The sequence below is a fragment of the Pseudooceanicola nitratireducens genome, assembly GCF_900109195.1.
GTDB lineage: Bacteria > Pseudomonadota > Alphaproteobacteria > Rhodobacterales > Rhodobacteraceae > Pseudooceanicola > Pseudooceanicola nitratireducens.
The window spans coordinates 1,220,717-1,245,539 of sequence record NZ_FNZG01000001.1 but is presented as its reverse complement, the minus strand read 5'-3'; the positions used below and the strand labels follow the sequence as shown (position 1 = coordinate 1,245,539).

At 63.5% G+C, this 24,823-nt stretch carries 22 protein-coding genes; 14 read left to right on the top strand and 8 right to left on the bottom strand.

What is annotated here, in order from left to right:
* Positions 1–105: 105 nt before the first annotated feature.
* The 3 genes from BMX99_RS05765 to BMX99_RS05755 all read right to left on the bottom strand — a co-directional run bounded on the left by BMX99_RS05765 (position 106) and on the right by BMX99_RS05755 (position 4,521).
* The gene (locus tag BMX99_RS05765; RefSeq protein WP_093448323.1) at positions 106–2,460 is read right to left on the bottom strand and encodes a TRAP transporter large permease; all 2,355 of its coding nucleotides are present in this window, start codon (positions 2,458–2,460) and stop codon (positions 106–108) included.
* A gap of 12 nt (positions 2,461–2,472) precedes the next feature.
* On the bottom strand, positions 2,473–3,366 hold the full coding sequence (locus BMX99_RS05760) for a TRAP transporter small permease subunit (RefSeq protein ID WP_093448321.1): 894 nt from the start codon (positions 3,364–3,366) through the stop codon (positions 2,473–2,475).
* Positions 3,367–3,435: 69 nt separating this feature from the next.
* Positions 3,436–4,521, bottom strand: a complete 1,086-nt coding sequence (locus BMX99_RS05755) for a TRAP transporter substrate-binding protein (protein WP_093448319.1) — start codon at positions 4,519–4,521, stop codon at positions 3,436–3,438.
* A gap of 261 nt (positions 4,522–4,782) precedes the next feature.
* Between BMX99_RS05755 and BMX99_RS05750 the strand changes: the two genes are divergently transcribed.
* From BMX99_RS05750 to ilvN, 3 genes are all read left to right on the top strand, one after another.
* Positions 4,783–5,640 carry a delta-class carbonic anhydrase gene (locus tag BMX99_RS05750; RefSeq protein ID WP_170848773.1) on the top strand — a complete coding sequence of 286 codons (858 nt, stop codon included), beginning with the start codon at positions 4,783–4,785 and terminating at the stop codon, positions 5,638–5,640.
* A gap of 463 nt (positions 5,641–6,103) precedes the next feature.
* Positions 6,104–7,858: an acetolactate synthase 3 large subunit gene (locus BMX99_RS05745; protein WP_093448317.1), complete on the top strand. Its 1,755-nt coding sequence runs from the start codon at positions 6,104–6,106 to the stop codon at positions 7,856–7,858.
* A 102-nt stretch (positions 7,859–7,960) separates the two neighbouring features.
* Positions 7,961–8,527 carry an acetolactate synthase small subunit gene (gene ilvN / locus BMX99_RS05740; protein WP_093448315.1) on the top strand — a complete coding sequence of 189 codons (567 nt, stop codon included), beginning with the start codon at positions 7,961–7,963 and terminating at the stop codon, positions 8,525–8,527.
* 127 nt (positions 8,528–8,654) lie between these two features.
* Here the strand turns inward: ilvN and BMX99_RS05735 are convergent, their stop codons facing one another.
* Positions 8,655–9,059, bottom strand: coding sequence for a hypothetical protein (locus BMX99_RS05735; RefSeq protein WP_093448313.1), 405 nt, complete (start codon positions 9,057–9,059; stop codon positions 8,655–8,657).
* Positions 9,060–9,279: 220 nt separating this feature from the next.
* Between BMX99_RS05735 and BMX99_RS05730 the strand changes: the two genes are divergently transcribed.
* Positions 9,280–10,101 (top strand): helix-turn-helix domain-containing protein, encoded by an 822-nt coding sequence (locus tag BMX99_RS05730; RefSeq protein WP_315855920.1) that lies wholly within the window; start codon positions 9,280–9,282, stop codon positions 10,099–10,101.
* A gap of 25 nt (positions 10,102–10,126) precedes the next feature.
* Here BMX99_RS05730 and BMX99_RS05725 read toward each other — a convergent pair whose 3' ends face one another.
* Entirely contained in the window at positions 10,127–11,233 is a 1,107-nt protein-coding gene (locus BMX99_RS05725; protein ID WP_093448311.1) for a pyridoxal phosphate-dependent aminotransferase, read from the bottom strand.
* A gap of 85 nt (positions 11,234–11,318) precedes the next feature.
* Here BMX99_RS05725 and BMX99_RS05720 point away from each other — a divergent pair, with 85 nt between their 5' ends.
* Genes BMX99_RS05720 through BMX99_RS05710 form a run of 3 tightly spaced genes read left to right on the top strand, consistent with a single transcriptional unit; the run spans position 11,319 to position 14,086 of the window.
* Positions 11,319–12,644 (top strand): M48 family metalloprotease, encoded by a 1,326-nt coding sequence (locus tag BMX99_RS05720; RefSeq protein ID WP_093448309.1) that lies wholly within the window; start codon positions 11,319–11,321, stop codon positions 12,642–12,644.
* A gap of 27 nt (positions 12,645–12,671) precedes the next feature.
* On the top strand, positions 12,672–13,415 hold the full coding sequence (locus BMX99_RS05715; protein WP_093448519.1) for a DsbA family protein: 744 nt from the start codon (positions 12,672–12,674) through the stop codon (positions 13,413–13,415).
* Positions 13,412–14,086 carry a thioredoxin domain-containing protein gene (locus BMX99_RS05710; protein ID WP_139199437.1) on the top strand — a complete coding sequence of 225 codons (675 nt, stop codon included), beginning with the start codon at positions 13,412–13,414 and terminating at the stop codon, positions 14,084–14,086. Before BMX99_RS05715 ends, BMX99_RS05710 begins: the two co-directional genes overlap by 4 nt.
* Before the next feature lie 27 nt (positions 14,087–14,113).
* On the opposite strand, the gene ispG is transcribed toward BMX99_RS05710, so the two are convergent.
* The 3 genes from ispG to hemA form a co-directional block, all read right to left on the bottom strand.
* Positions 14,114–15,241, bottom strand: a complete 1,128-nt coding sequence (gene ispG, locus BMX99_RS05705) for a flavodoxin-dependent (E)-4-hydroxy-3-methylbut-2-enyl-diphosphate synthase (RefSeq protein WP_093448305.1) — start codon at positions 15,239–15,241, stop codon at positions 14,114–14,116.
* A gap of 181 nt (positions 15,242–15,422) precedes the next feature.
* Complete coding sequence (locus BMX99_RS05700; RefSeq protein WP_093448303.1) at positions 15,423–16,664, bottom strand: helix-turn-helix domain-containing protein; 1,242 nt, start codon at positions 16,662–16,664, stop codon at positions 15,423–15,425.
* Positions 16,665–16,891: 227 nt separating this feature from the next.
* A complete protein-coding gene (gene hemA / locus BMX99_RS05695; RefSeq protein ID WP_093448301.1) occupies positions 16,892–18,115 on the bottom strand; it encodes a 5-aminolevulinate synthase in 1,224 nt (407 codons plus the stop codon).
* 343 nt (positions 18,116–18,458) lie between these two features.
* Here hemA and BMX99_RS05690 point away from each other — a divergent pair, with 343 nt between their 5' ends.
* The 7 genes from BMX99_RS05690 (at position 18,459) to BMX99_RS05660 (ending at position 24,784) form a co-directional block, all read left to right on the top strand.
* Positions 18,459–19,358: a DMT family transporter gene (locus BMX99_RS05690; protein WP_093448299.1), complete on the top strand. Its 900-nt coding sequence runs from the start codon at positions 18,459–18,461 to the stop codon at positions 19,356–19,358.
* A gap of 51 nt (positions 19,359–19,409) precedes the next feature.
* Positions 19,410–20,333, top strand: a complete 924-nt coding sequence (locus BMX99_RS05685) for a DMT family transporter (RefSeq protein WP_170848774.1) — start codon at positions 19,410–19,412, stop codon at positions 20,331–20,333.
* A 58-nt stretch (positions 20,334–20,391) separates the two neighbouring features.
* Positions 20,392–21,249, top strand: coding sequence for an ATPase (locus BMX99_RS05680; RefSeq protein ID WP_093448294.1), 858 nt, complete (start codon positions 20,392–20,394; stop codon positions 21,247–21,249).
* Between the two features lie 74 nt (positions 21,250–21,323).
* Positions 21,324–22,247: a homoserine O-succinyltransferase gene (locus BMX99_RS05675; RefSeq protein WP_093448292.1), complete on the top strand. Its 924-nt coding sequence runs from the start codon at positions 21,324–21,326 to the stop codon at positions 22,245–22,247.
* 3 nt (positions 22,248–22,250) lie between these two features.
* Positions 22,251–23,192, top strand: coding sequence for an alpha/beta fold hydrolase (locus BMX99_RS05670; protein WP_093448290.1), 942 nt, complete (start codon positions 22,251–22,253; stop codon positions 23,190–23,192).
* Between the two features lie 112 nt (positions 23,193–23,304).
* A complete protein-coding gene (gene ppk2, locus BMX99_RS05665) occupies positions 23,305–24,174 on the top strand; it encodes a polyphosphate kinase 2 (RefSeq protein ID WP_093448287.1) in 870 nt (289 codons plus the stop codon).
* Positions 24,167–24,784: a TetR/AcrR family transcriptional regulator gene (locus tag BMX99_RS05660; protein ID WP_093448284.1), complete on the top strand. Its 618-nt coding sequence runs from the start codon at positions 24,167–24,169 to the stop codon at positions 24,782–24,784. The genes ppk2 and BMX99_RS05660 overlap by 8 nt, the downstream gene beginning before the upstream one ends.
* The last annotated feature ends 39 nt before the right edge of the window (positions 24,785–24,823 follow it).

Below are 24,823 nucleotides of genomic sequence, written 5' to 3'. Positions count from 1 at the left end.
AAAGGACCATCATCGGAATGACAAAAGGCCCCGGAGGATCCTCCAGGGCCTTTCGCGTTTGCAGGTCCCCCCGGCCCTTCAGGGGCCAGGGGCGGCCTGATCGGGTTACTTCCCGATCAGGTCCGGCACGATGGTGACGATCGACGGCAGGAACCACAGCAGCGCCAGACCCAGAACCTGGATCAGCACGAAGGGAATGATGCCGCGATAGATGTGGCCCGTGGTGACCGACGCCGGGGCGACACCGCGCAGATAGAACAGCGCGAAGCCAAACGGCGGGGTCAGGAAGGACGTCTGCAGGTTCACCGCGATCATGATCGTCACCCATTTCGGATCGAAGCTGCCGCCATAGATGACGGGGCCGACGATCGGAACGACGATGTAGATGATTTCGAGGAAATCCAGCACGAAGCCCAGGATGAACAGCACCAGCATCACCAGCAGGAAGACGGTGAATTCGTTGTCGAACGACCGCAGGAACTGCTGGATGTAATGCTCGCCCCCGAAGGAGATCACCACCAGGTTCAACAGCTGAGAGCCGATGAGGATGGTGAAGACCATCGAGGTGACCTTGGCCGTTTCGCGCACGATCGGGGTCAGAACCCCGTTCCGATACAGCACGATACAGGCATAGATCAGCGCGATGGCCGCCAGAGTGTAGGCACCATAGGCGACCACGAAGGCGACGCTGTCTTCAAAGGTCACCTCGGCCTGGTTCATCCGCAGGTCAAAGTTGACGCCTGCAAGGATCAGCACCGCCAGGGCAAGGGTTGCCCAGATGATGATCTGACCGGATTTGCCTTCGTCCTTCAGCTTGCGGTAGGCCGCCAGCATCAGCGCACCACCGGCCCCAAGCGCCGCGGCGGGCGTCGGGTTGGTGATGCCGCCCAGGATCGACCCCAGCACGGCGATGATCAGAACCAGCGGCGGGAAGACCACGCGGATCAAGTCATTTTCGGCCATGCGGGCCACGGCGTGACGCATGGACCAGAAGCACATGGCCAGCGGGATCGCCAGGATCAGCACCTTGGTGCCGCCCGTGGCCTGCGGCCCGATGAACATGGCATCCAGCACAAAGGCCAGGGCCACGCCCAGCACGCCGATGGCCAGCGGACCAACCGGGGCCGAGGGCTTCACGCCCCGGGCCACCGCCAGCGTCAGCAGGACCATGCCAAAGAGCGTCGCAACACCCGACCCGATCGGCGCGGCCGATGCGATCTTGGCGGCGCGTGCGGCCTCAAGTTCCTCGGGCGTCAGTTCGCGGGTTTCCTCGCTGCCGCCGCTGTCGGCCAGCGCCTTGCGGGCGGCGACCGATTCATCCCAACGTTCCTGACCGTGCAGGTCGATCATCGCCGCCTGACACTGTTCGTTCACGTTGGTGCGCAGGGCATCCAGACGCTCGACCTGGGTATAGGCCGAAACCGTGGCGTCCTGTGCCCCGATCAGACCGGTCTGCCCGGCCCCGACAAGGCCCGCGATGATGATCACCGGAACCGCAAGGAACCAGGTCAGCCCCTCGGCGCGGGTGATGACCTCACCGTCGGTGTCGTCGATATGGACGGCTGGCGCCTTGGACGGGTTGAACAGCGCATAGCCGAAGGCATAGGCCCCATAGAGGAAGGCCAGCAGAATGCCGGGCAGCAGCGCCGCCTGGAACAGCGTCCCGACCGAGACCACGGCCGGACGGCCCAGGTAAGTCAGCGCATCGGTACAGCCAAAGCTCTGTGCGCGGGTTTCCTGCGCGGCGGAATACAGATCCCCCGCCAGGGTACCCAGCAGAACGATCACGATCGACGGCGGGATGATCTGCCCAAGCGTGCCCGACGCGGCGATGACGCCGGTCGACAGTTCGGGCGAATAGCCGTTGCGCAGCATGGTGGGCAGCGACAGCAGGCCCATGGTCACGACCGTGGCGCCGACGATGCCGGTGGATGCGGCGAGGAAGGCCCCCACGACAACAACCGACACGGCCAGGCCGCCGGGCAGCGGGCCGAAGACCCGCGCCATGGTGGTCAGCAGGTCGTTGGCGATCTTCGACCGTTCCAGCGTGATGCCCATCAGGACGAACATCAGAACCGCCAGCAGCGTCTCGATCGACTGGCCCGCGAAGACCCGTTCATTCATCCGGTTCACGATGAAGCTGATGTTCCTGTCCATCGCGACTTCCCAGCCGCGGTCAAAGACCGGCACCCCGACCGTCGGAAGTTCAGGATATCGGAAGTGCGATATGGCATCGCGGTGGATGCCCGAGTTCACCAGCTCCTTGTAGGCCGCCGACCCCTGGTCGATGGCCTGGTGGATCAGCAGTCCCTGGCTATCCAGCCAGGCGATGACCGCAAATGAGATCAGGCCCGCACCCGGAATGGCAAAAGCCACCGGGAAGCCCGAGAGAATTCCTGCAAACAGAGACAGGAATACGATGATCAGGCCGATTTCGACGCCGTCTAGTCCGAACAACATGCCCCTGCCCCCTTAGTGTGTGCCTTCATAGGCTTCTTCACCTGCGCCCAGGGTGTCCCGGTCGAGGTATTTGTCCTGGGCTTCCTCGCCCTCGATGAACTCCAGCAGCGACCGGTAGAAGAACGCGATGCCGTGCAGGAAGACGAGTGCGATGAAGGACAGGATGAGGATCTTGAAAAGGAAATAGGCATCGAAGCCATCCGGGCTGAACCCGGTGCGTTCGACGTTCCATTTCACGATCTTGGATTTGCGCAGCATCAGCTCAAGCTTGTCGCTGGCCGAGACCTTGGGCGTGATCAGGTGCCGCCACAGGAAGTACCAGGAATACATCCAGGCCAGCACCGCAAAGGGGATCATGAAGAACAGCGATCCGAACATGTCGATCACCTTCTTCGCCCGGTGGCTGACGCCCGAATAGATCAGGTCGACGCGGACGTGGCTGCCCTGAACAAAGGCATAGCTGACGCAGAGCCCGACCACGATGGCGTTCCAGAACTTCAGCCCTTCACCGTACCAGGTGACGGAATGGGCAAAGCCGATGCCGAAGGGCGACATGGTGATCTCGCCCAGGCGGAAGATGGATTGCAGGAAGATGATGATGATCTGTTGACCGACCATGATCAGACCCGCCCAGGCGGCCGCGCGCCCGACGAAGTTCGCAAACCCTTCGAGCACCCGGACCATGCCCCACATGAAGCGGCGGAAGATCACGCCGGCAACTGTAAGAACCAGGAATATGTCGAAGAGAACAAAGAAGAATTCAGTGGATCCGCCGTAGTACACGAAGCGGAGCAGGCTTTCCTTGTTCGACCAGTCCAGCCAAAGCCCAGGATGGGTCACGGCGTAGAAGAAGTGGTAGAATCCCAGCCCGATATGGCCAAACAGCCATGAAAGCGCGTCAATCATGTCCCATCCCCCGGAACGTCAGATGCGCGCGGAATACGCGCGCATCCTTGTTAGCGATGTTACAGCCGATCAGGCGCCGGTCACACGGGCGCGCTGTGCGGTGTAGGTGCCGTCGGACTGGGACACCCAGCCTGCGGTCGCTGCCATCGACTTGTCGACCGAGTTGCGGATCTTCGCGAACAGCTCATCATCCATGGAGCTGTCCAGAACCGCCTTGGAGGCCGCGCCGAAGGCATCCCACACGTCGTCCGAGAACTGGTGGATCTGCGTGCCGCCGTCCTTCAGACGCTGCAGCGCCGGACCGTTGTTGGCGATGAAGACCGCGTAGTTGTGCTGATGCGCATCTGCCGCGGCGACCTTGATGATCTCCTGGTGCTCGGCCGACAGGCCGTTGAAGACGTCGAGGTTGCAGCCGACGGACAGCGCCGCGCCCGGCTCGTGGAAGCCGGCGGGGTAGTAGTGGTCGCAGACTTCCTGCAGGCCCAACTTCTCGTCCGACCAGGGGCCGATCCACTCGGTGCCGTCCAGCGCGCCGGTGGACAGCGCTTGGTAGATCTCGCCGCCAGGGATGTTCTGCACGGATGCGCCCAATTCGGCCAGCGCCTTGCCGCCAAGGCCGGGCATACGGAACTTGAGACCCTTGAAGTCTTCTGCCGACTTGATTTCGTTGCGGTACCAGCCGCCACCCTGTGCGGCGGTCTGACCGGCAATGAAGCCCTTGATACCGAAGACTTCGCCCAGCTCGTGGTGCAGCGCCATGCCGTCCTGAGCGTAGTACCACACCATCATTTCCGGCGCGGTCATGCCAAAGGGAACGGCGGTGAAGAAGGCCCATGCGGGGTGCTGGCCAACCCAGTAGTAGTCTGCACCGTGGTACATGTCGGCCTGACCCGAGGTCACGGCGTCGAAGCTTTCCAGCGCGCCGACCAGCTCACCTGCGCCCTTGGGGTCGATGGTGAGGGTGCCGCCGGACATGGTGTTGACGTTATTGGTAAAACGCTCGACCGAATCCCAGACGCCTGCCAGGCCGCGCGGCCAGGTGGTGACCATGGTCAGCGTGGTGTTGCCCTGTGCGATCGCAGGCGCGGCCAGCGTGGTCGCGGCAGCTGCAGAGCCACCCAGAGCAGAAGTTTTCAGAAAAGAACGACGATCCATCTTGTTTCCTCCCAACAGATCAATCTGGCCGGCTCTCCCCAAACAGGTCTCCCGGCCTTATTTAGTGGCCCAAACCTACAGATGCCGTGAGCGAGCGCAAACATTTTCTTTGACGCTGCCGTATGGTTAGCCGCCGCGGGTGACCTGGAATAGCTTTTGCCCCTTATTTATTGAGACTATGGGAAAAATACGTGTCGGTTTCATCTTTTGGAAAGGACTTGGGGATAGGCTTCTCCTACCTACCCGAAAGAGGAGGATCGGATGATCCCGCCCCAGATTCTGTCGCAACTGTCGGTACTTGCCCTGATGCTGTCCTGTCTCCCCCTGCCGGGCCTCGCGGCCGGGGATACGCCTGCCCCCGCCCCGGTGTCGGAGGCCGCGCCGGGCGCATTGTGCCAGGGGTTCGGCCCCCAGACGCCGCGCGATATCGGGAACGCCCAGGGACGAAATCCCGTCCGCTTTCCCGCCGCGCCGCCACCTGACCAGATGAACCTGTGCAATATCCACATGCACACCAACGCCGAACATCGCGGCCCCGGCTTCATGACTGCTGCCGTGACGGATGGCTCCTCCGGGGCCGGCGGTTACATCTGCAACAACGCCGATCAGCTGACCCCGGCCGAACTTGAGGATCCCGCCTTTGGTCACGGCACCTTTGACGGGGTGAAACCCGGCGACACGATCGAGGTTCATTGGGTCTATTCCTCCTGCGATGTGTCACCCGGCCCAGGCCTTGGGTCCTGCCTGTCACCGGCCTGCGCCAATCCCACGTTGCGGGTGGAATCCCAGGTCTTCCTGGTGGTGAACGATCCCCATGCGCTGGACTTCATGGCCTTTGCCCATGGCGGCCACCAGGTCGAGGGGCGGTCGCAGCCGCGCAGCCTGCCCTTGGATACCGGCACGCCCGTGGTCTTCGCCGGATCGACCACGGGGCCCAAGTACGATCAGGCGACCTGCTCCCCCCTTCAGGTGACATGGTCGGTGCGCCCCCGCTGTGCGCGGGTCGATATCACCTCGATCTACGAATGGGCGCTAGAGGGGAACGTCTTCGAAGAAGACCACTCCCACGGGGTGCGCGCCCTTGTCACCGCGCCCGAGCTTCTGTCGCCGATCGACTGACCCCGCCAGCATCCGCCCCGCCGGGACCATCGGGTCCGCGGCCAGCCGCTGCGCCATGATCGGGCCGGGCACTGCCCTGCCCGATCAGAGACTCCCCCAAAGCCCCGGCAGATTGCCCAAAGGTCAGGCAGACAGCGGGCCGAACCACGCAAATTTCCATTTCCTTCGCAATGCCGCCACGTCACGCAACTTTCGCAAAGATTTTGACCGATACGCGACATTTTAGCCGCAGAATTGCGGTTGACCTTGGTGCACCAAGGCCATAATCATCCATTACCAATGATCAGGAGGCCCTTCGGGCATGGCAACGCTAGTCGTCATCGTAGGAGTAAGGCGCATGGGCCGGTAACACCGGAACCTGATTAGGACCCCATGCGCCCCCGGAAAACCACCGGGGGCTTTTTTGTTTGTGGATTAGGCAATCGAAGATGGGCGCAACAGCGCCGCGAGATGGAGAGACACGATGGCACGGCAGATGACTGGTGCAAGAATGGTGGTGCAAGCGCTGAAGGATCACGGCGTCGACACCGTATTCGGCTATCCGGGCGGCGCGGTCCTACCCATTTATGACGAGATCTTTCAGCAGAACGACATTCAGCACATCCTGGTGCGTCACGAACAGGGCGCGGTGCACGCGGCCGAGGGCTATGCCCGTTCGACCGGTAAGCCGGGCGTCGTTCTTGTCACCTCGGGTCCCGGGGCCACCAATGCGGTGACCGGGCTTGCGGATGCGCTGCTCGACTCGATCCCGATCGTGGTTCTGACCGGCCAGGTGCCGACCTTCATGATCGGCTCGGACGCCTTCCAGGAAGCCGACACCGTGGGCATCACCCGCCCCTGCACCAAGCACAACTGGCTGGTGAAGGACACCGACGCCCTGCCCGCCACCCTGCACGAGGCCTTCCACGTCGCCACCAGCGGCCGCCCCGGCCCGGTGCTGATCGACATCCCCAAGGATGTGCAGTTCGCCAATGGCAGCTACACGCCCCCGACCAAGGCGACGCAGCACCGCTATCAGCCGCAGGTCAAGGGCGACATGGAGACGATCAAGGAATTGGTCGAAGCCATGGAGACGGCGAAGAAACCGATCTTCTACACCGGCGGCGGCGTCATCAACTCTGGCCCTGCGGCCAGCCAGCTGCTGCGCGAACTGGTGGAGGCGACCGGTTTCCCGATCACCTCGACGCTGATGGGCCTCGGGGCCTATCCCGGCTCGGGTGACAAATGGCTGGGCATGCTGGGCATGCACGGGCTGTACGAGGCGAACATGGCCATGCACGGCTGTGACCTGATGATCAACATCGGCGCGCGCTTTGACGACCGGATCACTGGCCGGATCGACGCCTTCAGCCCGAATTCGCGCAAGGCGCATATCGACATCGACCCCTCGTCGATCAACAAGGTGATCCATGTCGATATCCCGATCGTCGGCGACGTGGCCCATGTGCTGGAAGACATGCTGAAGGTCTGGAAGGCCCGCGGCCGCAAGACCAATTCCGAAGCTGTCGCCAAGTGGTGGAAACAGATCGAGGAATGGCGCGCCGTCAACTGCCTGACCTACAAGGGCTCGGACAGCGTGATCAAACCGCAGTACGCGCTGCAACGTCTTCAGGCGCTGACCAAGGATCACGACCGCTATATCACGACCGAGGTCGGCCAGCACCAGATGTGGGCCGCGCAGTACCTGCACTTCGAAGACCCCAACCGCTGGATGACCAGCGGGGGCCTGGGCACCATGGGCTATGGCTTCCCGGCCTCGATCGGGGTGCAGATGGCGCATCGTGACGCGCTGGTGATCAACGTGGCCGGCGAGGCCTCGTGGTTGATGAACATGCAGGAAATGGGCACCGCGATGCAGTTCAACCTGCCGGTGAAACAGTTCATCCTGAACAACGAACGGCTTGGCATGGTGCGCCAGTGGCAGCAGCTGCTGCACGGCGAACGCTATTCCCAGTCCTGGAGCGAGGCGCTGCCCGATTTCGTCAAGCTGGCCGAGGCCTTCGGGGCCAAGGGCATCATCTGCAAGGATCCTGCCGACCTGGACGACGCGATCATGGAGATGATCAACTACGACGGTCCGGTGATCTTCGACTGCCTGGTCGAGAAGCATGAAAACTGCTTCCCCATGATCCCGTCGGGCGAGCCGCACAACAAGATGCTGCTTGGCGACGCTTCGACCAAGGACGCCATCAAAGAGGGAGGCGCGGTTCTGGTGTAACGCGCGACGGGCGGGCCTGCCCCGCCCTGCGCCCCATCGAAGGCGCGGCCCAAGGGGCCGCCCTTCCACCGGACCAACGCCCGTCAGCAAGGACGAACCAAAATGAACGCACTACATATCAAGAAGGGCTCGAACAAGCATTCGGCCTACAACCTGCGCCCCAACTTCTCGGACCAGGTCGAGACCCACACCCTGGCCGTTCTGGTCGACAACGAAGCCGGCGTTCTGGCCCGCGTGATCGGCCTGTTCTCGGGTCGGGGCTACAATATCGAAAGCCTCACCGTGGCCGAGGTGGACCATCTGGGTCATCTGTCGCGCATCACCATCGTCACCCGCGGCACGCCGCAGGTGATCGAACAGATCAAGGCGCAGCTGGGCCGGATCGTCCCCGTACACCAAGTGCATGATCTGACGGTCGAGGGCCCCTCGGTCGAGCGTGAACTGGCGCTGCTCAAGGTCGCCAGCGGCGGCGACAAGCGGGTCGAGGCGCTGCGCCTGGCCGATATCTTCCGCGCCAATGTCGTGGACAGCACGCTGGACAGCTTTGTTTTCGAAATCACCGGCGCGCCGGACAAGATCGACGCCTTCGCGGACCTGATGCGCCCCTTGGGGCTGATCGAAATGGCGCGTACGGGCGTCGCCGCCCTGTCGCGCGGGGCCGAGGCGTAAGGTCACCGCACGGGGCCAGCACCTGGGTGAAGGACGCGGGGGACCGGTTCGGTCCCCCGCATCCAGGCCCGGATCCAAGAGAGCCCCCGCCCCTGGAATTCCAGTTCATTGAATTGCCTGAATCAGCTCAGGCCAGAACGGCGCCCATGTGGCGCTGTTGTTGTTTGTCGGACCCGGCCTGATGCGCATTCGGAACAGATCCGCCCGGAAATGGCAGGATTGTTGCCGGTTCGCACACAATTTGACCAGAGGGCGCAGCTTGACGTTGCGTCGCCCTGGAAACGGCATCCACGCCCTCAAGCGCGTCTGCCAGATCCGGTGCGTGCTGCGTTTCTATCACGCATACGTTGCGCGCGCGGCGGATCGACTCTTCCGTAAATAGTTCAAATCGCAAGAGATCTCCGGGCGAGACCTCGGCCGTACCCTCGGCCAGGTCATCCCGCATGTTCATGAAGGCAAGATCGCCCTGGTCCTCACACCAGATCACGGCCTTACCACTGACCCCATTGCTCCACAGAACGACGCCAAACATCTGTTTCTCCGGAAAAATTTTGCTCCCACCCCAGTGTGGTTGAGCGAGTAGCGTCCGCAAATTCCCAATCCTGTTCATTTTACCGGCAAATTGTGTCGTGCATTTTAAGACCTGTCGCTATATGGTGCATCCACTGACGCCAAATAACGTCAATCAGGTTTGATTTTGGCGCTTAATGGCGTCATAAGGAAGGTAAGACAAGAAGAAGCGGAGCGAGGCATTGTCCAGAGCTGCCAATATCAACCGACAGGTTCCGATGGATCCGGCCGGGATCAGGAACATCTTTGGCGCGAACCTGCGTCAGCTTAGTTCGCAATATCCGTCGATCGCGGGCCTGTGCCGCGAACTTGGGATCAACCGGACACAGTACAACAGGTATCTTTCGGGAGAGAGCTTTCCCCGGCCTGACGTGCTTCATCGAATATGCGAATTCTTCAACAAGGATGCGCGGATCCTTCTGGAACCGGTGGATGCCATTCCCGATGGCAACAGCGAACTGCTGAACCATCCGTCGATCCGTGAATTCCTTGGCCAGAACTCGACCAACGTGCCCGAAGAAACGGTGCCCTCGGGGCTGTACCGCTTTTCGCGCCGGTCCTTCGTCGACGACACCGTTGCGATGATGGGCATGCTGCTGGTCTTCCGCGAAGACGGCTACACCTTCCTGCGCGGATACGAGGCAAAGGACGCGATGGAGCAGCAGGGCCTGCCCACGACCGGCCCCGCGCGTGAATTCCGCGGCATTTTCCTGCTGCAGGAAGAAGGGGTTGCCAATATAGCGGCGCGGCGCGGGTCGATCACCTGTTCCTACCAGTTCCTGTCCCGCTATCCGTCGATGGATGGGCATTTCCTGGAAGGCTATTCGGCGCGGTCGGTGCGGGAAACCATCCGCAGCCGCCGGGTTGAACGCACGGTCTATGAACACCTGGGCACCAACCTGTCCGCGATCCGCCATACGGCGCGGAACGGTGGTCTGATCCCCTTTGATCAGCTGCCCAAGTTCCACCAGCGCCTGCTGCGCCTGGACGAACCTTTCCGCTAGGGCCCGACCGGCCCTGGCTGACAGATCAGCGCGCGCGTCGCTCCGTGAACCGGGCGATGCGCGCCATTCCCTCTTCCACATCCGCGGTCGATGCGGCGTAGGACAGACGCCAGGTTGATCCACCGCGCACCGGGTCGAAGTCATGCCCCGGGGTGACGGCCACGCCTTCCTCGTCCAGCAGGGCGCGGGCCAGCGTCAGGCTGTCGTCACCCAAATGGCTGATGTCCGCATAGACGTAGAACCCGCCATCGGGCGGCGCAAAGCGGGTGATGCCGGCCTTGGGCAGCATCTTCAGCACGATGTCGCGGTTGCGGGAATAGGTGGCGCGGTTTGCCTCAAGCTCATCCGCCGCATCCAGCGCCGCAAGGGCGGCGATCTGGCTGGCATGGGGCGCACAGATGAACATGTGCTGGGCCAGCTTGTTCACGCGGTCGATGTGGTTGGGCGGGGCGACGATCCAACCGACCCGCCATCCGGTCATCGAGAAGTATTTCGAGAAGGAGTTGATGACAAAGGCGTTGTCGGTGATCTCCAGCGCCGAGGTACAGCGCCCCTGGTAGTTCAGCCCATGATAGATCTCGTCCGAGATGAAGGCGGTGTTTGACCGCTCTGCGGCCTCGATCAGCGCCTTCAGCGCGTCATGATCCAGCATGGTGCCCGTGGGGTTTGCAGGCGACGCGATCAGCACACCGTCCAGCCCCGCGCCTTCGATCTGGTCTGGGCGCGGCTGATAGCCGTCGGCCAGGTCGGTGGTGATCAGCGCAGGCTCCAGCCCCTGGGCCTTCAGGATCTGGCGATAGGCCGGATACCCCGGATTGGCGATGCCGACGCGGTCGCCGGGATCGAACAGCGACGTGAACGCCAGAAGGAAGCCGCCCGAGGACCCCGGCGTAACCAGGATCCGGTCCGGGTCCAGGTCCACGCCATACCAGTCGCGATACAGGCCCGCGATCCGCTGGCGCAGCGCCGGAAGCCCCAGGCTTTCGGTATAGCCAAGCGATCCCTGCCCCATGGCCGTGCCAAGCGCGGCGCGCGCCACTTCGGGCGCGGGCGTACCGGGCTGGCCGATCTCCATGTGGATCACGTGCCGTCCCGCGGCCTCGGCCTGCGCGGCTAGGCGCAGAATTTCCATCACAATGAAGGGATCGACATCCCCGCGTCTTGAAACCCGTGTCTGCATGTCTGAGACTATTAGCACCTAAGGATCGGAGCACAATGTGAGGCCCTTCCTCCGCCTGTTTATTTTTGCCGTGGCGCTGGCTGCGACCCTGCTGCCGCGCACAGTCGCGGCCGGATCCCTGGTGCGCGATCCCGATATCGAACATGCGCTGACACAGCTGGCCGCGCCGGTGCTGCGGGCTGCGGGGCTTAGCCCGTCGCGGGTCGGCATCTATGTGGTGCAGGACAACCAGATGAACGCCTTCGTCCTGGACCGAGAGGCGATCTATATCCATTCCGGCATGATCCTGCGGCTGACCAAGGCGTCCGAGCTTCAGGCCGTGATCGCCCATGAGGCCGCGCATATCGCCAACGGCCATCTGACCCGCCGCTATGCCAACCGCCAGTCCGCGCGCAACGCCATGGCGCTTGGGGCCGCGCTGTCGGTCGCCGCCGGGGCGCTGTCAGGCAATGCCGGGGCCGCGGGCGGGATCGCCGTTGGTGTCGCGTCCTCCGCGCAGCGGGTGTTCTTTGGCCATTCCCGGGCCGAAGAATCCGCCGCCGACCAATCCGGCATCCGCTACATGGCCGCCGCCGGGGTCGATACCGCCGGCGCCGTCTCGGTGATGGAGCTTTTCGCGGGCCAGGAAGCGCTTCCCACCAACCGTCAGGACATCTACGCCCAGTCGCATCCGCTGTCGCGCGACCGGCTGCGCCAGATCAAGGCGCTGGCCGTCAGCTATGGCAAGGTGGCCAAGCCCGATCCCAATGCCGATTACTGGTTCGACCGGGCCAAGGGCAAATTGTCGGCCTTTATCCGCAACCCCAAGTGGACCTTCCAGCGGATGAAGGAAAGCCCCTATCCGGACGTGCGCGCCATGCGCGAGGCCGTGGCGCTGCACCGACGCAACCAGACCGCAAAGGCGCTGGCGGCCATGGACCGCGCCCAATCCGCCCGCCCTGGCGATCCGCTGTATGACGAATTGCGCGCGCAGATCCTGATGGAAAGCCGCAACTGGGCCGCCGCTTCGCAGACCTATGGGCGGGCGCTCAACCGCGCGCCGCAGAACACGCTGATCATGGCCGGCTATGCCCGGTCCCTGATCGCTCTGGGCGGGCAACAGCGGCTGAAACAGGCCGTCAGCCTGCTTGAAACATCCACCGCCCGCGACTGGCGCAACGACCTTGCGCTGCGCGATCTGGGACAGGCCTATGCCCAGCTGGGACAGACCGGCATGGCCAATATGGTCACGGCCGAACGTCACGCGATGCATGGTCGGCAGAAAGAAGCGAAAATCCTCGCACAGCGGGCGGCAGACCTTCTGCCGCGCGGCTCTCCTGGTTGGCGGCGGGCGCAGGATGTGCTCAATGCTGTAGACGATTGAATGACCCTGATGCTCAAGGAACACGCCATGACCCGCCTCGCCCCCCTTGCCCTGATCGGCCTGATGGCCGCCCCCGTGCAGGCGCTGGACCTGACCAAAATGAGCGATGCCGAACGGCAGGCGTTCCGCGCCGAAGTCCGCGCCTATCTAATGGAGAACCCGCAGGTGATCCTGGATGCGGTCGCGGTGCTGGAAGAACGCAATGCCGCCGCGCAGGAGAACGCCGATCTGACGCTTGTCTCGGACAATGCCGATGCGATCTTCAACGACGGCTATTCCTGGGTCGGTGGCAATCCCGAGGGCGACGTGACGGTGGTCGAATTCCTCGACTACCGCTGTGGCTATTGCGCCAAGGCCTTTGACGAGGTCAAGGAACTGATCACCGCTGACGGCAATATCCGCTTTATCGTCAAGGAGTTCCCGATCCTCGGCCAGGCGTCGCTGGACAGTTCACGCTTTGCCGTGGCGACCAAGATCGCCGCCGGGGACGAGGCCTATGACCTGATGCACGAGGCGCTGATGAAATACCGCGGCTCGACCAAACCGGCGGCGCTGTCGCGTCTGGCCGCCAGCCTGGGTCTGGACCCGGAGCCGATCGTCGCCGCACTGAAGGATCCGCAGGTCGATGCCGCCATCCGTGCCAACCACGACCTGGCGCAGAAGCTGCAGATCAACGGCACGCCGACCTTTGTCTTTGGCGATCAGCTGCTGCGCGGCTACGTGCCGCTGAACGCGATGGAACAGATCGTGGAAGAGCAGCGCGAAGGGTGACCCTTCTATTCAGAACATGGGTTCTGGCGGCTTTGGTCGCCGGATCCGCCCAGGCCGAAGGGCTGGACCTTTCGGCCGCCGACCGCGCGGCTTTCGGCGCAGAGGTGCGCGCGGCGCTTTTGGCCGACCCAACCCCAGTGATCGCCGCACTGCGCCCCGAGGCGGCGCAATTCAGCGAAGAGGCCGCGGCAGATCGCGCCCTGCTGGATCAGCTTGCACCGCTGTTTCAACCGACGGCGCGCGGCATCGGGTCCGACAGCCCCCGCGTCACGCTGGTGGTTTTTGATCGCTTTCCTTGCCCCGATTGCGCGCGCAGCTGGCAGGATCTGACCAAGCTGATCGAAGACATCCCCGACCTCAGGGTCGAGGCGCGCTTTGCCGAGGCCACCGGCCCCGCGCAGCTGCTTCTGTCGCTGCTGGATCGCGAAGGGCCGGACGCCTATCACGCCGCGCGGTTGAAACTTCTGGCGGCACCGGACGAGGACGCCATGGCGCAGGTTCTGACGGAAAACCGCTGGATTCAGGATCGCATGCTGCGCCCCGCCCCGGAGATGGAGGCGCAGGCCTTTGCCGCGCTGGATCTGGATGTCGCCCCGTCCTACGTGCTGCCGGGGCTGATCCTGCGCGGGGCCATGCCCGCAATCGTTCTGGAAAAGCACCTGCGCCGCTAGGGGCGCTGAGGTGACTTATTCGGTCTATTATTCGGCGGCGTCCTGCGCGGCCTCGGCGTCCAGTTGGGCGGCCTTCTTCTCGACCTCTTCGACGATATGTTCGATCATCTGGTCGTTGGACATCTTGTGGCTGGCCTTGCCCGCCAGATAGACCATGCCGGACCCCGCTCCGCCGCCGGTGAAGCCGACGTCGGTCATCAGCGCCTCTCCGGGGCCGTTGACGACGCAGCCGATGATCGACAGCGACATGGGCGTCTTGATGTGCTCCAGCCGTTTTTCCAGCGTTTCCACCGTCTTGATGACGTCGAACCCCTGGCGGGCGCAGGACGGGCACGAGATGATGTTGACGCCGCGGTGCCGCAGCCCAAGGGATTTCAGGATCTCGAAACCAACCTTCACCTCTTCCACCGGATCGGCGGACAGGGACACGCGCATGGTGTCACCGATGCCCATCCACAGAAGGTTGCCCAGACCGATGGCGGATTTGATCGTGCCGGACATCAGCCCGCCGGCCTCGGTGATGCCCAGATGGATCGGGGCGTCCGTGGCATCGGCCAGCTGCTGATAGGCGGCGGCAGACATGAAGACGTCCGAGGCCTTCACCGAAATCTTGAACTCGTGGAAATCGTGGTCCTGCAGGATGCGGATGTGATCCAGCCCGGATTCCACCATCGCGTCCGGACAGGGTTCGCCATATTTCTCAAGCAGGTGCTTTTCCAGCGACCCGGCATTCACGCCGATACGAATCGAACAGCCATGGTCCTTGGCGGCGCGCACGACCTCGGCCACGCGCTTTTCGTCACCGATGTTGCCCGGGTTGATCCGCAGACAGGCGGCCCCGGCCTCGGCGGCCTCGATCGCGCGTTTGTAGTGGAAATGGATGTCGGCCACGATCGGCACCGGGCTTTCGCGCACGATCTCTTTCAGCGCCCGGGTCGCGGATTCGTCGGGCGTCGAGACGCGGACGATATCCGCCCCGGCCTCGGCGGCGCGCTGCACCTGGGCGACGGTGGCCGCCACGTCCGAAGTATCGGTGTTGGTCATCGTCTGGACCGAGATCGGGGCATCGCCGCCAACGGGCACGTTGCCGACCATGATCTGGCGGCTCTTGCGGCGGTCGATGTTACGCCAGGGACGCACGGGATTGTGGGACATTGGGGCCTCGGATCTGCGCTGTTGGCCGAGGCATAGCGCGACAGGCGGTCCGGGGCAATGCGGCGTGGCGGTGCAATGGCTGTCGGGCGGCGGTCTGCGGCTCACGTCCGCGCGAGGAAAGACAAATCCCGGCGACCTTGCGGTGCCGGGATGATGTCTTTGCCTGGACGGGACCGGGCGTTTATTCGGTCGGGACTTCCAATTGGCGTGCCTTGGCCAGCATGACCTTTTCGGCCACCGGATCGGTGGTCAGATCGGCCACGGCATAGCCCTGCGTCACGGCCTCGGAGGTCAGGGCGACGCCCCGGATGGTCGAAGTGCCGGGACCAAGCGGGCCGCGCAGCTCTCCGTTGACCGAGGCGTAGATCGACCCGGACATGCCCGCGCGCAGCAGCGGCGGTTCCTGGGTCAGCGGCACCTGGTATTCTTCGCCCGCGTCCAGGATCTTTTCAAAGATCACCGACCCGTCTGCCGCGCTGACGCGCACCCAGGCGGGACGCACGGCCACAAGGGTAACGCCGGGGCCAACCGCTTCGGTCACGCGGGGCGTGGTGCTTTGCGGTGCGGTGTCTTCCTGCGCCAGGCCAGCCAGGGCGGCGGCCACGGCGCGATCCTCGGCGGTCGAAGTATCCACGGGGTCCGAGGCATCGGCGGTGGCAAAGGCCCCGCCTTCGTTCGGGTTCAGGGTCGAGATCGGCGCATCGCGCGCGACCAGCACCGGCACGTCCAGCGCCTGCGGACGATACAGGCGGTCCAGCCCTTCGTTGGCGCGCGGCGAGGTCGAGACCAGTTCAGGCGCGGTCGGCAGGGTGCCACCGGGCACGGCCTGGATCGGGTCCAGGTCGCTAAGCACATCGGGGGCCTGTTCGACGGGCGCGAATTGCACGCGCTGCACCTCGGTCAGGATAGACCAGCCGCCATAGCCAAGTGCCGCGATCAGGGCGACCAACACGGCGACCGACCCCAGGGCACCGGGTTCGACCCGGCTGAAAAAGCTTTCCTTTTCCGGCAGGAAGGCGGTCGAGGATCCAAGGGCATCGGCCCCGATCGGCTTTTTCTTCGGTTCCGGCGCGCGGGTCTTCACGCCCGAGGCTTCCTCGGACATGCCATGGGCGGTGGCGAAACCGCTTTCGGCACAGAACTGGGCAAAGGCCCGGTCCGGATCCAGCTTCAGATAGCGTGCATAGGACCGCACGTAGCCCGCGATAAACCCAGGGGTTTCAAAGGCTTCGGGGTCACAATTCTCGATCGCAGAGATATAGGAGGCCTTGATGCGCAGTTCCCGTTGAACATCCAGCAGGGATTTCCCCATGGTGGCGCGTTCGCCCCGCATGAGATCCCCCAGCTTCAGCTCATAGTCATCAAAACCCTTCGGCTGGACGTCCGTGTCCACCTGCTTGGGTCTTGCCTTGCGCAGAATCATGCTGCTGCCCCGTCCGATGTTTGCAGAACTCGTTATCTTCCCCGATTCGAGTCATGCACTTTGTTTACACGACCCTAACACGATTCAAGGAGTATTCCAGAAAAACGGGCGCTCATACCACGTATAAGCGCCCATTCGCCGTTTCTGCTATCAAAAGGCCTGCACACAAGGGGTTGTGTGCCCTGCCCCTGGTGACCGCTACGGGCAGTCCACGGGGTGTGCCGCCCTTACCCGGCGAGTTCCTGCCGGTTCAGCGCGCAATGCGACCAGAGCGCATCCATCGCGCGGACCAGTTTGTCGATCTCGTCCGGGCCGTGCACGGGCGACGGGGTAAAGCGAAGGCGCTCCGTCCCGCGGGGGACGGTCGGGAAGTTGATCGGCTGCACGTAGATGCCGTGGTCGTCCAGAAGCATGTCGGACAGCATCTTGGTGTGCACCGGGTTGCCGACGATCACGGGCACGATGTGGGTGCCATGGTCGATCAGCGGCATGCCCAGGCCCTTCAGCCGGGTTTTCAGGATCTTCGCCTGCTGCTGGTGCAGGTCGCGAAGCGCCTGGTCGGTCTTCAGGTGCTTGACCGAAGCGGCAGCGCCCGCGGCCACCGCGGGCGGCAGCGAGGTGGTGAAGATGAAGCCCGGCGCATAGGACCGGATGGCATCGCACAGCTTGGCCGAGGCGGCGATATAGCCGCCCATCACGCCATAGGCCTTCGCCAGGGTGCCGTTGATGATGTCGATGCGATGCGCGATGTTGTCGCGTTCGGTGACACCGCCACCACGCGGGCCGTACATGCCGACGGCGTGCACTTCGTCGATATAGGTCAGCGCGTTGAATTCGTCGGCCAGGTCGCAGATTTCTTTGATCGGGCCGAAATCGCCATCCATCGAATAGACGGATTCGAAGGCGATCAGCTTGGGTGCGGCCGGGTCATCGGCCTGCAGCAGTTCGCGCAGATGTTCGACGTCATTGTGGCGGAAAATCCGCTTGGCCCCGCCGTTGCGGCGCACGCCTTCGATCATCGAGGCGTGGTTCAATTCGTCCGAATAGATGATCAGACCGGGGAACAGTTTCGGCAGCGTCGAAAGGGTCGCGTCGTTGGCGATATAGGCGCTGGTGAACAGCAGCGCCGATTCCTTGCCGTGCAGGTCGGCCAGCTCGGCCTCGAGCGCCTTGTGATACAGCGTCGTGCCTGAGATGTTGCGCGTCCCGCCGGAACCGGCGCCAACAGAATCAATCGCGTCATGCATGGCCTCCAGCACGACGGGGTGCTGGCCCATGCCAAGGTAGTCATTGCCGCACCAGACGGTCACGGGCTGTTCGGATCCGTCGGGCTTGCGCCAGGTCGCATGGGGGAATTGCCCCTTGTGACGCACGATATCGATGAAGGTGCGATAGCGTCCTTCTTCGTGCAGCTGGCCGATGGCCTGATCCAGATAAGCCTCGTAGGTCACGGGCGATCCTCCTTGGTCGACGTCCGGGCCGCGCGGGGCCCGGGCGAGCCGGTGCTAACACCGTCGGTTCCGAATTGGAATGGTTTTAAGTCGCGCTTCCATTCACGGCGAGGTTACAAATTGCCGCCCCCCCGGCCCTTGATCTGAATCAAAGGTGTTCCGAACGCGTATCTTTTTTCCATCCTCCCCTTTTCCCGCGTGCTGACGGCCGCTGTCCGGTCAGCCTGGCAGGATCTGGTCAAGAATGAATTAACAAATGCGAATATGTCAACCTAGACTTTCGTCTCTGGACCTTTGGTCGGCCCCTGATAGGGTCGCGCAGCCCAAGATCAGAGTATCCGACATGTCCTCATCCCAAACCGCCGCGCCTGCCCTGTCCCCGACCCTCAGGGCCGCGATCTGGATGCTGGGGGCGATTGCGTCCTTCCTGACCATGGCCGTGGCGGGGCGGATCCTTGCGGCCGAGCTGGACACCTTCGAGATCATGACCTGGCGCAGTTTCACTGGCGTCATCATCATTCTGGGCGTGATCACCCTGCGCGGCAGATGGGACCAGATCAGCACGCGCCACCTGCCCCTGCACGGGCTGCGCAACGTGGCGCATTTCGCCGGGCAGAACCTGTGGTTCTACGCCATCACCGTGGTGCCCCTGGCGCAGGTCTTCGCGCTGGAGTTCACCGCCCCCCTCTGGGTGCTGGTGCTGTCGCCGCTGCTGCTGGGCGAGAAGATGTCGCGCCGGCGGGTGCTGGCGGCGCTGACCGGCTTTGCCGGCATCCTGCTGATCACGCGCCCCGGATCGCAACCGCTCAGCCCCGGTCTGATCGCGGCGGCCCTGGCGGCGATCTGCTTTGCCGGAACGATCATTTCGACGAAACGGCTGACCCGCGACACGCCGACGATCAACATCCTGTTCTGGCTGACCGCGATGCAGGCCGTCTTCGGGCTGATCTGCGGCGGCTACGACATGGACTTTGCCGCGCCTTCCGCCGCGCTCTGGCCGGCGGCGGTGCTGGTCGGGCTGGCTGGGCTGTTTGCGCATTTCTGCCTGACGACGGCGCTGTCGATCGCCCCGGCCTCGGTCGTGTCGCCGATGGATTTCCTGCGCCTGCCCTCGGCCGCCGTGCTTGGGCTGCTTTTGTATAACGAAGCGCTGGATCCCTATGTGCTGATCGGCGCCGCGATCATCTTTGGTGCCAATTACGCCAATATCCGCGGCGACCGTACGGTCCCGACATCACCGTGATTGCACAGGAAACGGGTTGCCGGATCGCCCCGTGCTGCGGCTAATGCTGCCATGACACAGCAAAAGACCATGTCCGGCACCGCCTGGGCGCAACTGATCCTTCTGGCCCTGATCTGGGGCGGGTCCTTTCCTTCCGTCCGCGTAGCGCTGGACGAAATCGGCCCCTTCACGGCGGTGATGCACCGCTGTCTCTGGGCGATGGTCGTGCTGTGGGCCGTGGTCCTGGTGACCGGCAAGCCGGTGCCGCGGGGCGCGAAGATCTGGGGCTATTTCCTGATCATGGGGCTGCTGAACAACGCCCTGGCCTTTTCCTTCCTGGCTTGGGGGCAGCTGCATATCGAAAGCGGGCTGACGGCGATCTTCAATTCCTTCACCGCCGTCTTCGGCGTGGTCGTCGCCGCCATCGCCTTTGCTGACGAGAAGCTGACCGCGCCCAAGGCCATCGGTGTCGCCTGCGGCGTGCTGGGCGTGGCCACGGCTATGGGGCTTGAGACGCTGACGCAGATCGACCTGCGGTCACTGGCGCAACTGTCCGTTCTGGGGGCGACGCTGTGCTATGCGCTGGCGGGCAGCTTTGGCCGGGCCAAGCTGTCGCATCTGCCGCCGATCACCGCCTCGGCCGGGATGCTGACGGCCTCGACCCTGATCATGATCCCTGTCGCCATCCTGACCGAGGGCGTGCCAAGCCTGGATCTGCTGCCGCGCACCTGGTTTGCGATTTCCTATTATTCGCTGGTCGCGACGGGCATCGCCTATCTGCTGTATTATTCCATCCTGTCCAAGGCCGGCAGCGGCAACCTGATGCTGGTGACCCTGCTTCTGGTGCCTGTGGCGATCCTTCTGGGACATGTCTACCTGGACGAGGTGCTGCTGACCCGCCACCTTGCGGGCTTTGGCATCATCGCCCTTGGACTGGTCATTCTGGATGGCCGCCTGCTGCGGGCCCTGCGCCGCCCGAAAGGCCGCGCGCAATAGGCGTTTGACGCACGCCCGGCCCGCGCGTAGCAAAGGCGCGGACCAAGGGAAGATACTCATGCTTTATCAAACGCCTCAGGACTGGGACGCGGCGACGCAGAAACGCGTGATCCTGTTCGGCATGTCGGGTCTGGGCAAGACCTACCTGGCGAATATGCTGCGCGACACCGGGGCCTGGTTCCACTATTCGATCGATTACCGCATCGGCACCCGCTACATGGGAGAGCTGATCGCCGACAACGCCAAGGCCCATGCCATGCAGGTGCCCTTCCTGCGCGAACTGCTGATGTCGGATTCGATCTACATCGGATCGAACATCACCTTCGACAACCTTGCGCCGCTGTCGACCTACCTGGGCAAGCCGGGCGATCCGGAAAAGGGCGGTCTGCCCTTTGACGAATACTGCCTGCGCCAGGATCAGCACCGCATGGCCGAAATCTCGGCCCTGCTAGATGCAGAACGTTTCGCACAGCGGGCCGTGGATCTTTACGGTTACCCGCATTTCGTCTGCGATTGCGGCGGGTCGATCTGCGAGGTCGTCGATCCCGAGGATGACGAGGATCCGGTGCTGGATTCCCTGTCCGATCTGGGCCTGATGGTCTGGCTCAAGGGGGACGAGGCGCACCGGGAAAAGCTGATCCGCCGCTTCGACCGCGCCCCCAAGCCGATGTATTACCAGCCCGACTTCCTTCTGAAGGCCTGGGATGACTACCGCACTGAAACCGGCCTGCCCGACGATCGCGTCAACCCCGACGACTTCGTGCGCTGGACCTATGCCCGCGCGCTGGATCACCGCCAGCCCCGCTATGCCGCCATGGCGCGGCGCGGCGTGACCGTTACCATGGACCAGATGGCGACGGTTACGGATGCGCAATCCTTTGATGCGATGATCCGGAACGCACTTGAGACCCGGTGACCCGTCCCTTATGTGACCAGAACCCCCAGCCAATTCTTCGTACCTGACCCCTGCTTCTGAACAAGGCCAAGCCAATGCCGATCAAGCTTCCCTCCGACCTTCCTGCTTTCGACGTTCTGAACCGCGAAGGCGTGATGGTCATGGGCGACGATCAGGCGGCGCGTCAGGACATCCGCCCGCTGCGGATCGCCCTGCTGAACCTGATGCCCAAGAAGATCCAGACGGAAAACCAGTTCGCCCGGCTGATCGGGGCCACGCCCCTGCAGATCGAACTGACGCTGATCCGGATGTCGGAACACCAGACCCGCAACACCGCGGCCGAACACATGGAAAGCTTCTATCGCCCCTTTTCCGAGGTGCGCGACAGCGGCGAGAAATTCGATGGCCTGATCATCACCGGCGCGCCGATCGAACATCTTGAGTTCGAGGATGTGACCTATTGGGACGAGATGGTCGAGGTGATGAACTGGACGCAAAGCCACGTGCATTCGACCTTCGGCGTCTGCTGGGGGGCGATGGCGATGATCCATTACTTCCACAACGTGCCCAAGCATATCCTGCCGCACAAGCTGTTCGGCTGTTATCCGCAGAAGAACCTTGCGAAATCCTCGCCCTACCTGCGCGGGTTCTCGGATATCTGCGTCGTGCCCGTGTCCCGCTGGACCGAGAACAAGCAGTCTGAAATTGACGCGGCGGGCGGGCTGACCACCCTGCTGGGCGACAAGACGACAGGCCCCTGCCTGGTCGAGGATTCCGTGCATCGCGCGCTCTATGTCTTCAATCACTTCGAATACGACAGTGACACGCTGAAGCAGGAATACGACCGCGACGTCGCCGCCGGGACCAAGATCAACGTGCCGATGAACTACTACCCCGACGACGATCCCAGCCAGCCGCCGCAGAACCGCTGGCGCAGCCATGCGCATCTGCTGTACGGCAACTGGATCAACGAGATCTACCAGACGACGCCCTTCAAGATCGAAGACATCGGCAGCTGATCGATGATCTGGATCCTTGCGCTATTGGCGCTTCTGGCGCTGGTGACCCTGTGGCGCGTGCGGATCCGTTCCCGCCGGGCCGAGGCTGATTTCCCGCCCGAGGGGCTGTTCCTGCACTTCGGCGAGAACCGCGTGCACTATGTCCAGAAGGGCAAGGGCCCGGATCTGGTGCTGATCCACGGGGCGTCCGGCAATACGCGCGATTTCACCTTTGCGCTGATGGATGCGCTGTCCGACCGCTATCGCGTGACGATCTTCGACCGTCCGGGACTGGGGCATTCGCCCCGGCTGGCCCGGCGTGGCGTGACTTTGCGCGATCAGGCCGACCTGCTGGCCGAGGCCGCGCAGCGCCTGGGCGTAAAGGATCCGATCCTTCTGGGGCAAAGCTTTGGCGGGGCTGTCGCCATGGCCTGGGCGGTTCACCACCCTTCGGTGGCTGCGGTGGTCAATGTCTCGGGCGCGACCTACCCCTGGCCGGGGGCGCTGGACCGGCTTTATGCAACGCTGTCCCGGCCCGTGATCGGCCCGGTTCTGGCGCATGTGATCGGGGCCTGGGTCAGCGATGACTATATCGAGGACGCCATCGAAGGGGTCTTCGCCCCGCAAAGCGCGCCCTTCGGCTATGCCGGCCATATCGGGGCCCCGCTGGTGGCGCGGCCGCACAGCCTGATGGCCAATGCCCAGCAGCGCACCGATCTGCGCGCCCATCTTGAAGACCTCTCTCCGGCCTATGCGGGCCTAACCCTGCCGATTGAGATCGTGCATGGGGACGCCGATGACACCGTGTCCCTGACCATCCATTCCGAGGCCATGGCCCGCGATGTCCCCGGCGCTGTGCTGACCCGCCTGCCCGGCGTCGGCCACATGCCGCATCACGTGTCCCAGGATCACGTGATCGCCGCCATCGACCGGGCTGCTGCTCGGGCCGGGCTGGGCCGCGCCTGAGCCTCTGGCCAGGCGGCCATCCCGACCGCTTCAAACATGCCAGCCGTTGCATGCCGGGCCCGCGCCCGCCATATTGGATCAAAGCACATCGGGAAAAAAAGGACCGGGAGACATGGACTTGCCCTTTGACGGCGCAATCAGCGCCTTCCACGATCAGGACGCCCCGAAGGAGGTTCGCAAGGCCATTGCGGACGCTGGCAAGGACGACATCCTCAGCCCCTCCTATCCCTACGACGAAGAGATGAAGAAAAAGGCCTACGAGGATGAGCTCGAGGCGCTTCAGATCGAACTGGTCAAGATGCAGGCCTGGGCCAAGGAGACTGGCGCAAGGGTCGTCTGTGTCTTTGAAGGTCGGGATGCCGCCGGAAAAGGCGGCACGATCAAACGGTTCCGCGAAAACCTGAACCCGCGTGGTGCGCGGGTCGTAGCGCTTTCGAAGCCCACGGAAACCGAACAGGGCCAGTGGTATTTCCAGCGCTACATCGACCATCTGCCAAGTGCCGGGGAAATCGTGTTTTTCGACCGCTCCTGGTACAATCGGGGCGTTGTCGAACATGTCTTCGGCTTCTGCACCGAGGCGCAGCGCGAACATTTCTTCACCCAGGTTCCCGATTTCGAAAAGATGTTGGTGGATGAAGGCATCCACCTGTTCAAGTTCTGGCTGAACGTCGGCCGGGCCGAACAGCTGCGCCGCTTCCTTGCCCGCGAAAGCGATCCGTTGAAACAGTGGAAACTGTCCTGGATCGACGTCGAGGGGCTGAAGAAATGGGATGCCTATTCCGATGCGATCCGCGAAACGCTCGACCGGTCGCACACGGATGTCGCGCCCTGGACGGTGATCCGGTCAGACGACAAGAAACGGGCCCGTCTGGCCGCCATCCGCCAGGTGCTGAGCCATCTGGACTATGCCCGCAAGGACGCCAGGGCCCTGGGCGAGGTCGACAGCAAGATCTGCGGAGGCCCGGACATCTGGGATGCCTAAACGCGGTTATCATCACGGAAATCTCCGGCAAGCCCTTGTCGACGCGGCGCTGAAGCTGATCGAGGAGAAAGGCCCCACGGGCTTCACCCTGTCCGAGGCCGCGAAGGTCGCGGGCGTCACCCCCGCCGCCGTCTATCGCCATTTCGAAGGCCGCGACGACCTGATCGCCGAGGCCGCGCGCCAGGGGTACGAGATCTTCTCGGACGTGATGCAATACGCCTATGACAAGGGCCAGCCCTCGGCGCTGGCGGCCTTCGAGGCCACGGGCCGCGCCTATCTGGCCTTTGCGCGCAAGTATCCCGGCCATTACATCGCGATGTTCGAAAGCGGGATTTCCGTTAACAGAACGCCCGAACTGGCATCTGTCGCCAACCGGGCGAACGCCGTTCTGGAACGCGCGGCCGAGGATCTGTCGAAACATATCCCGCCTGAAAAACGCCCGCCCGCCTCGATGTTCTCGGCGCATATCTGGGCGCTAAGCCACGGTGTGGTCGAACTTTTTGCGCGGAACTCTCCGGGGCGGCATTCGCCTTTCCCGCCCGAGGATCTGCTGGAATCCGGCATCGGCGTCTACCTGCGCGGCCTGGGGCTGATCGACGGCGACGGTTAAAGAGCCTTTGGCCTGCCGCGTTAAGCCCTGATCAAGACG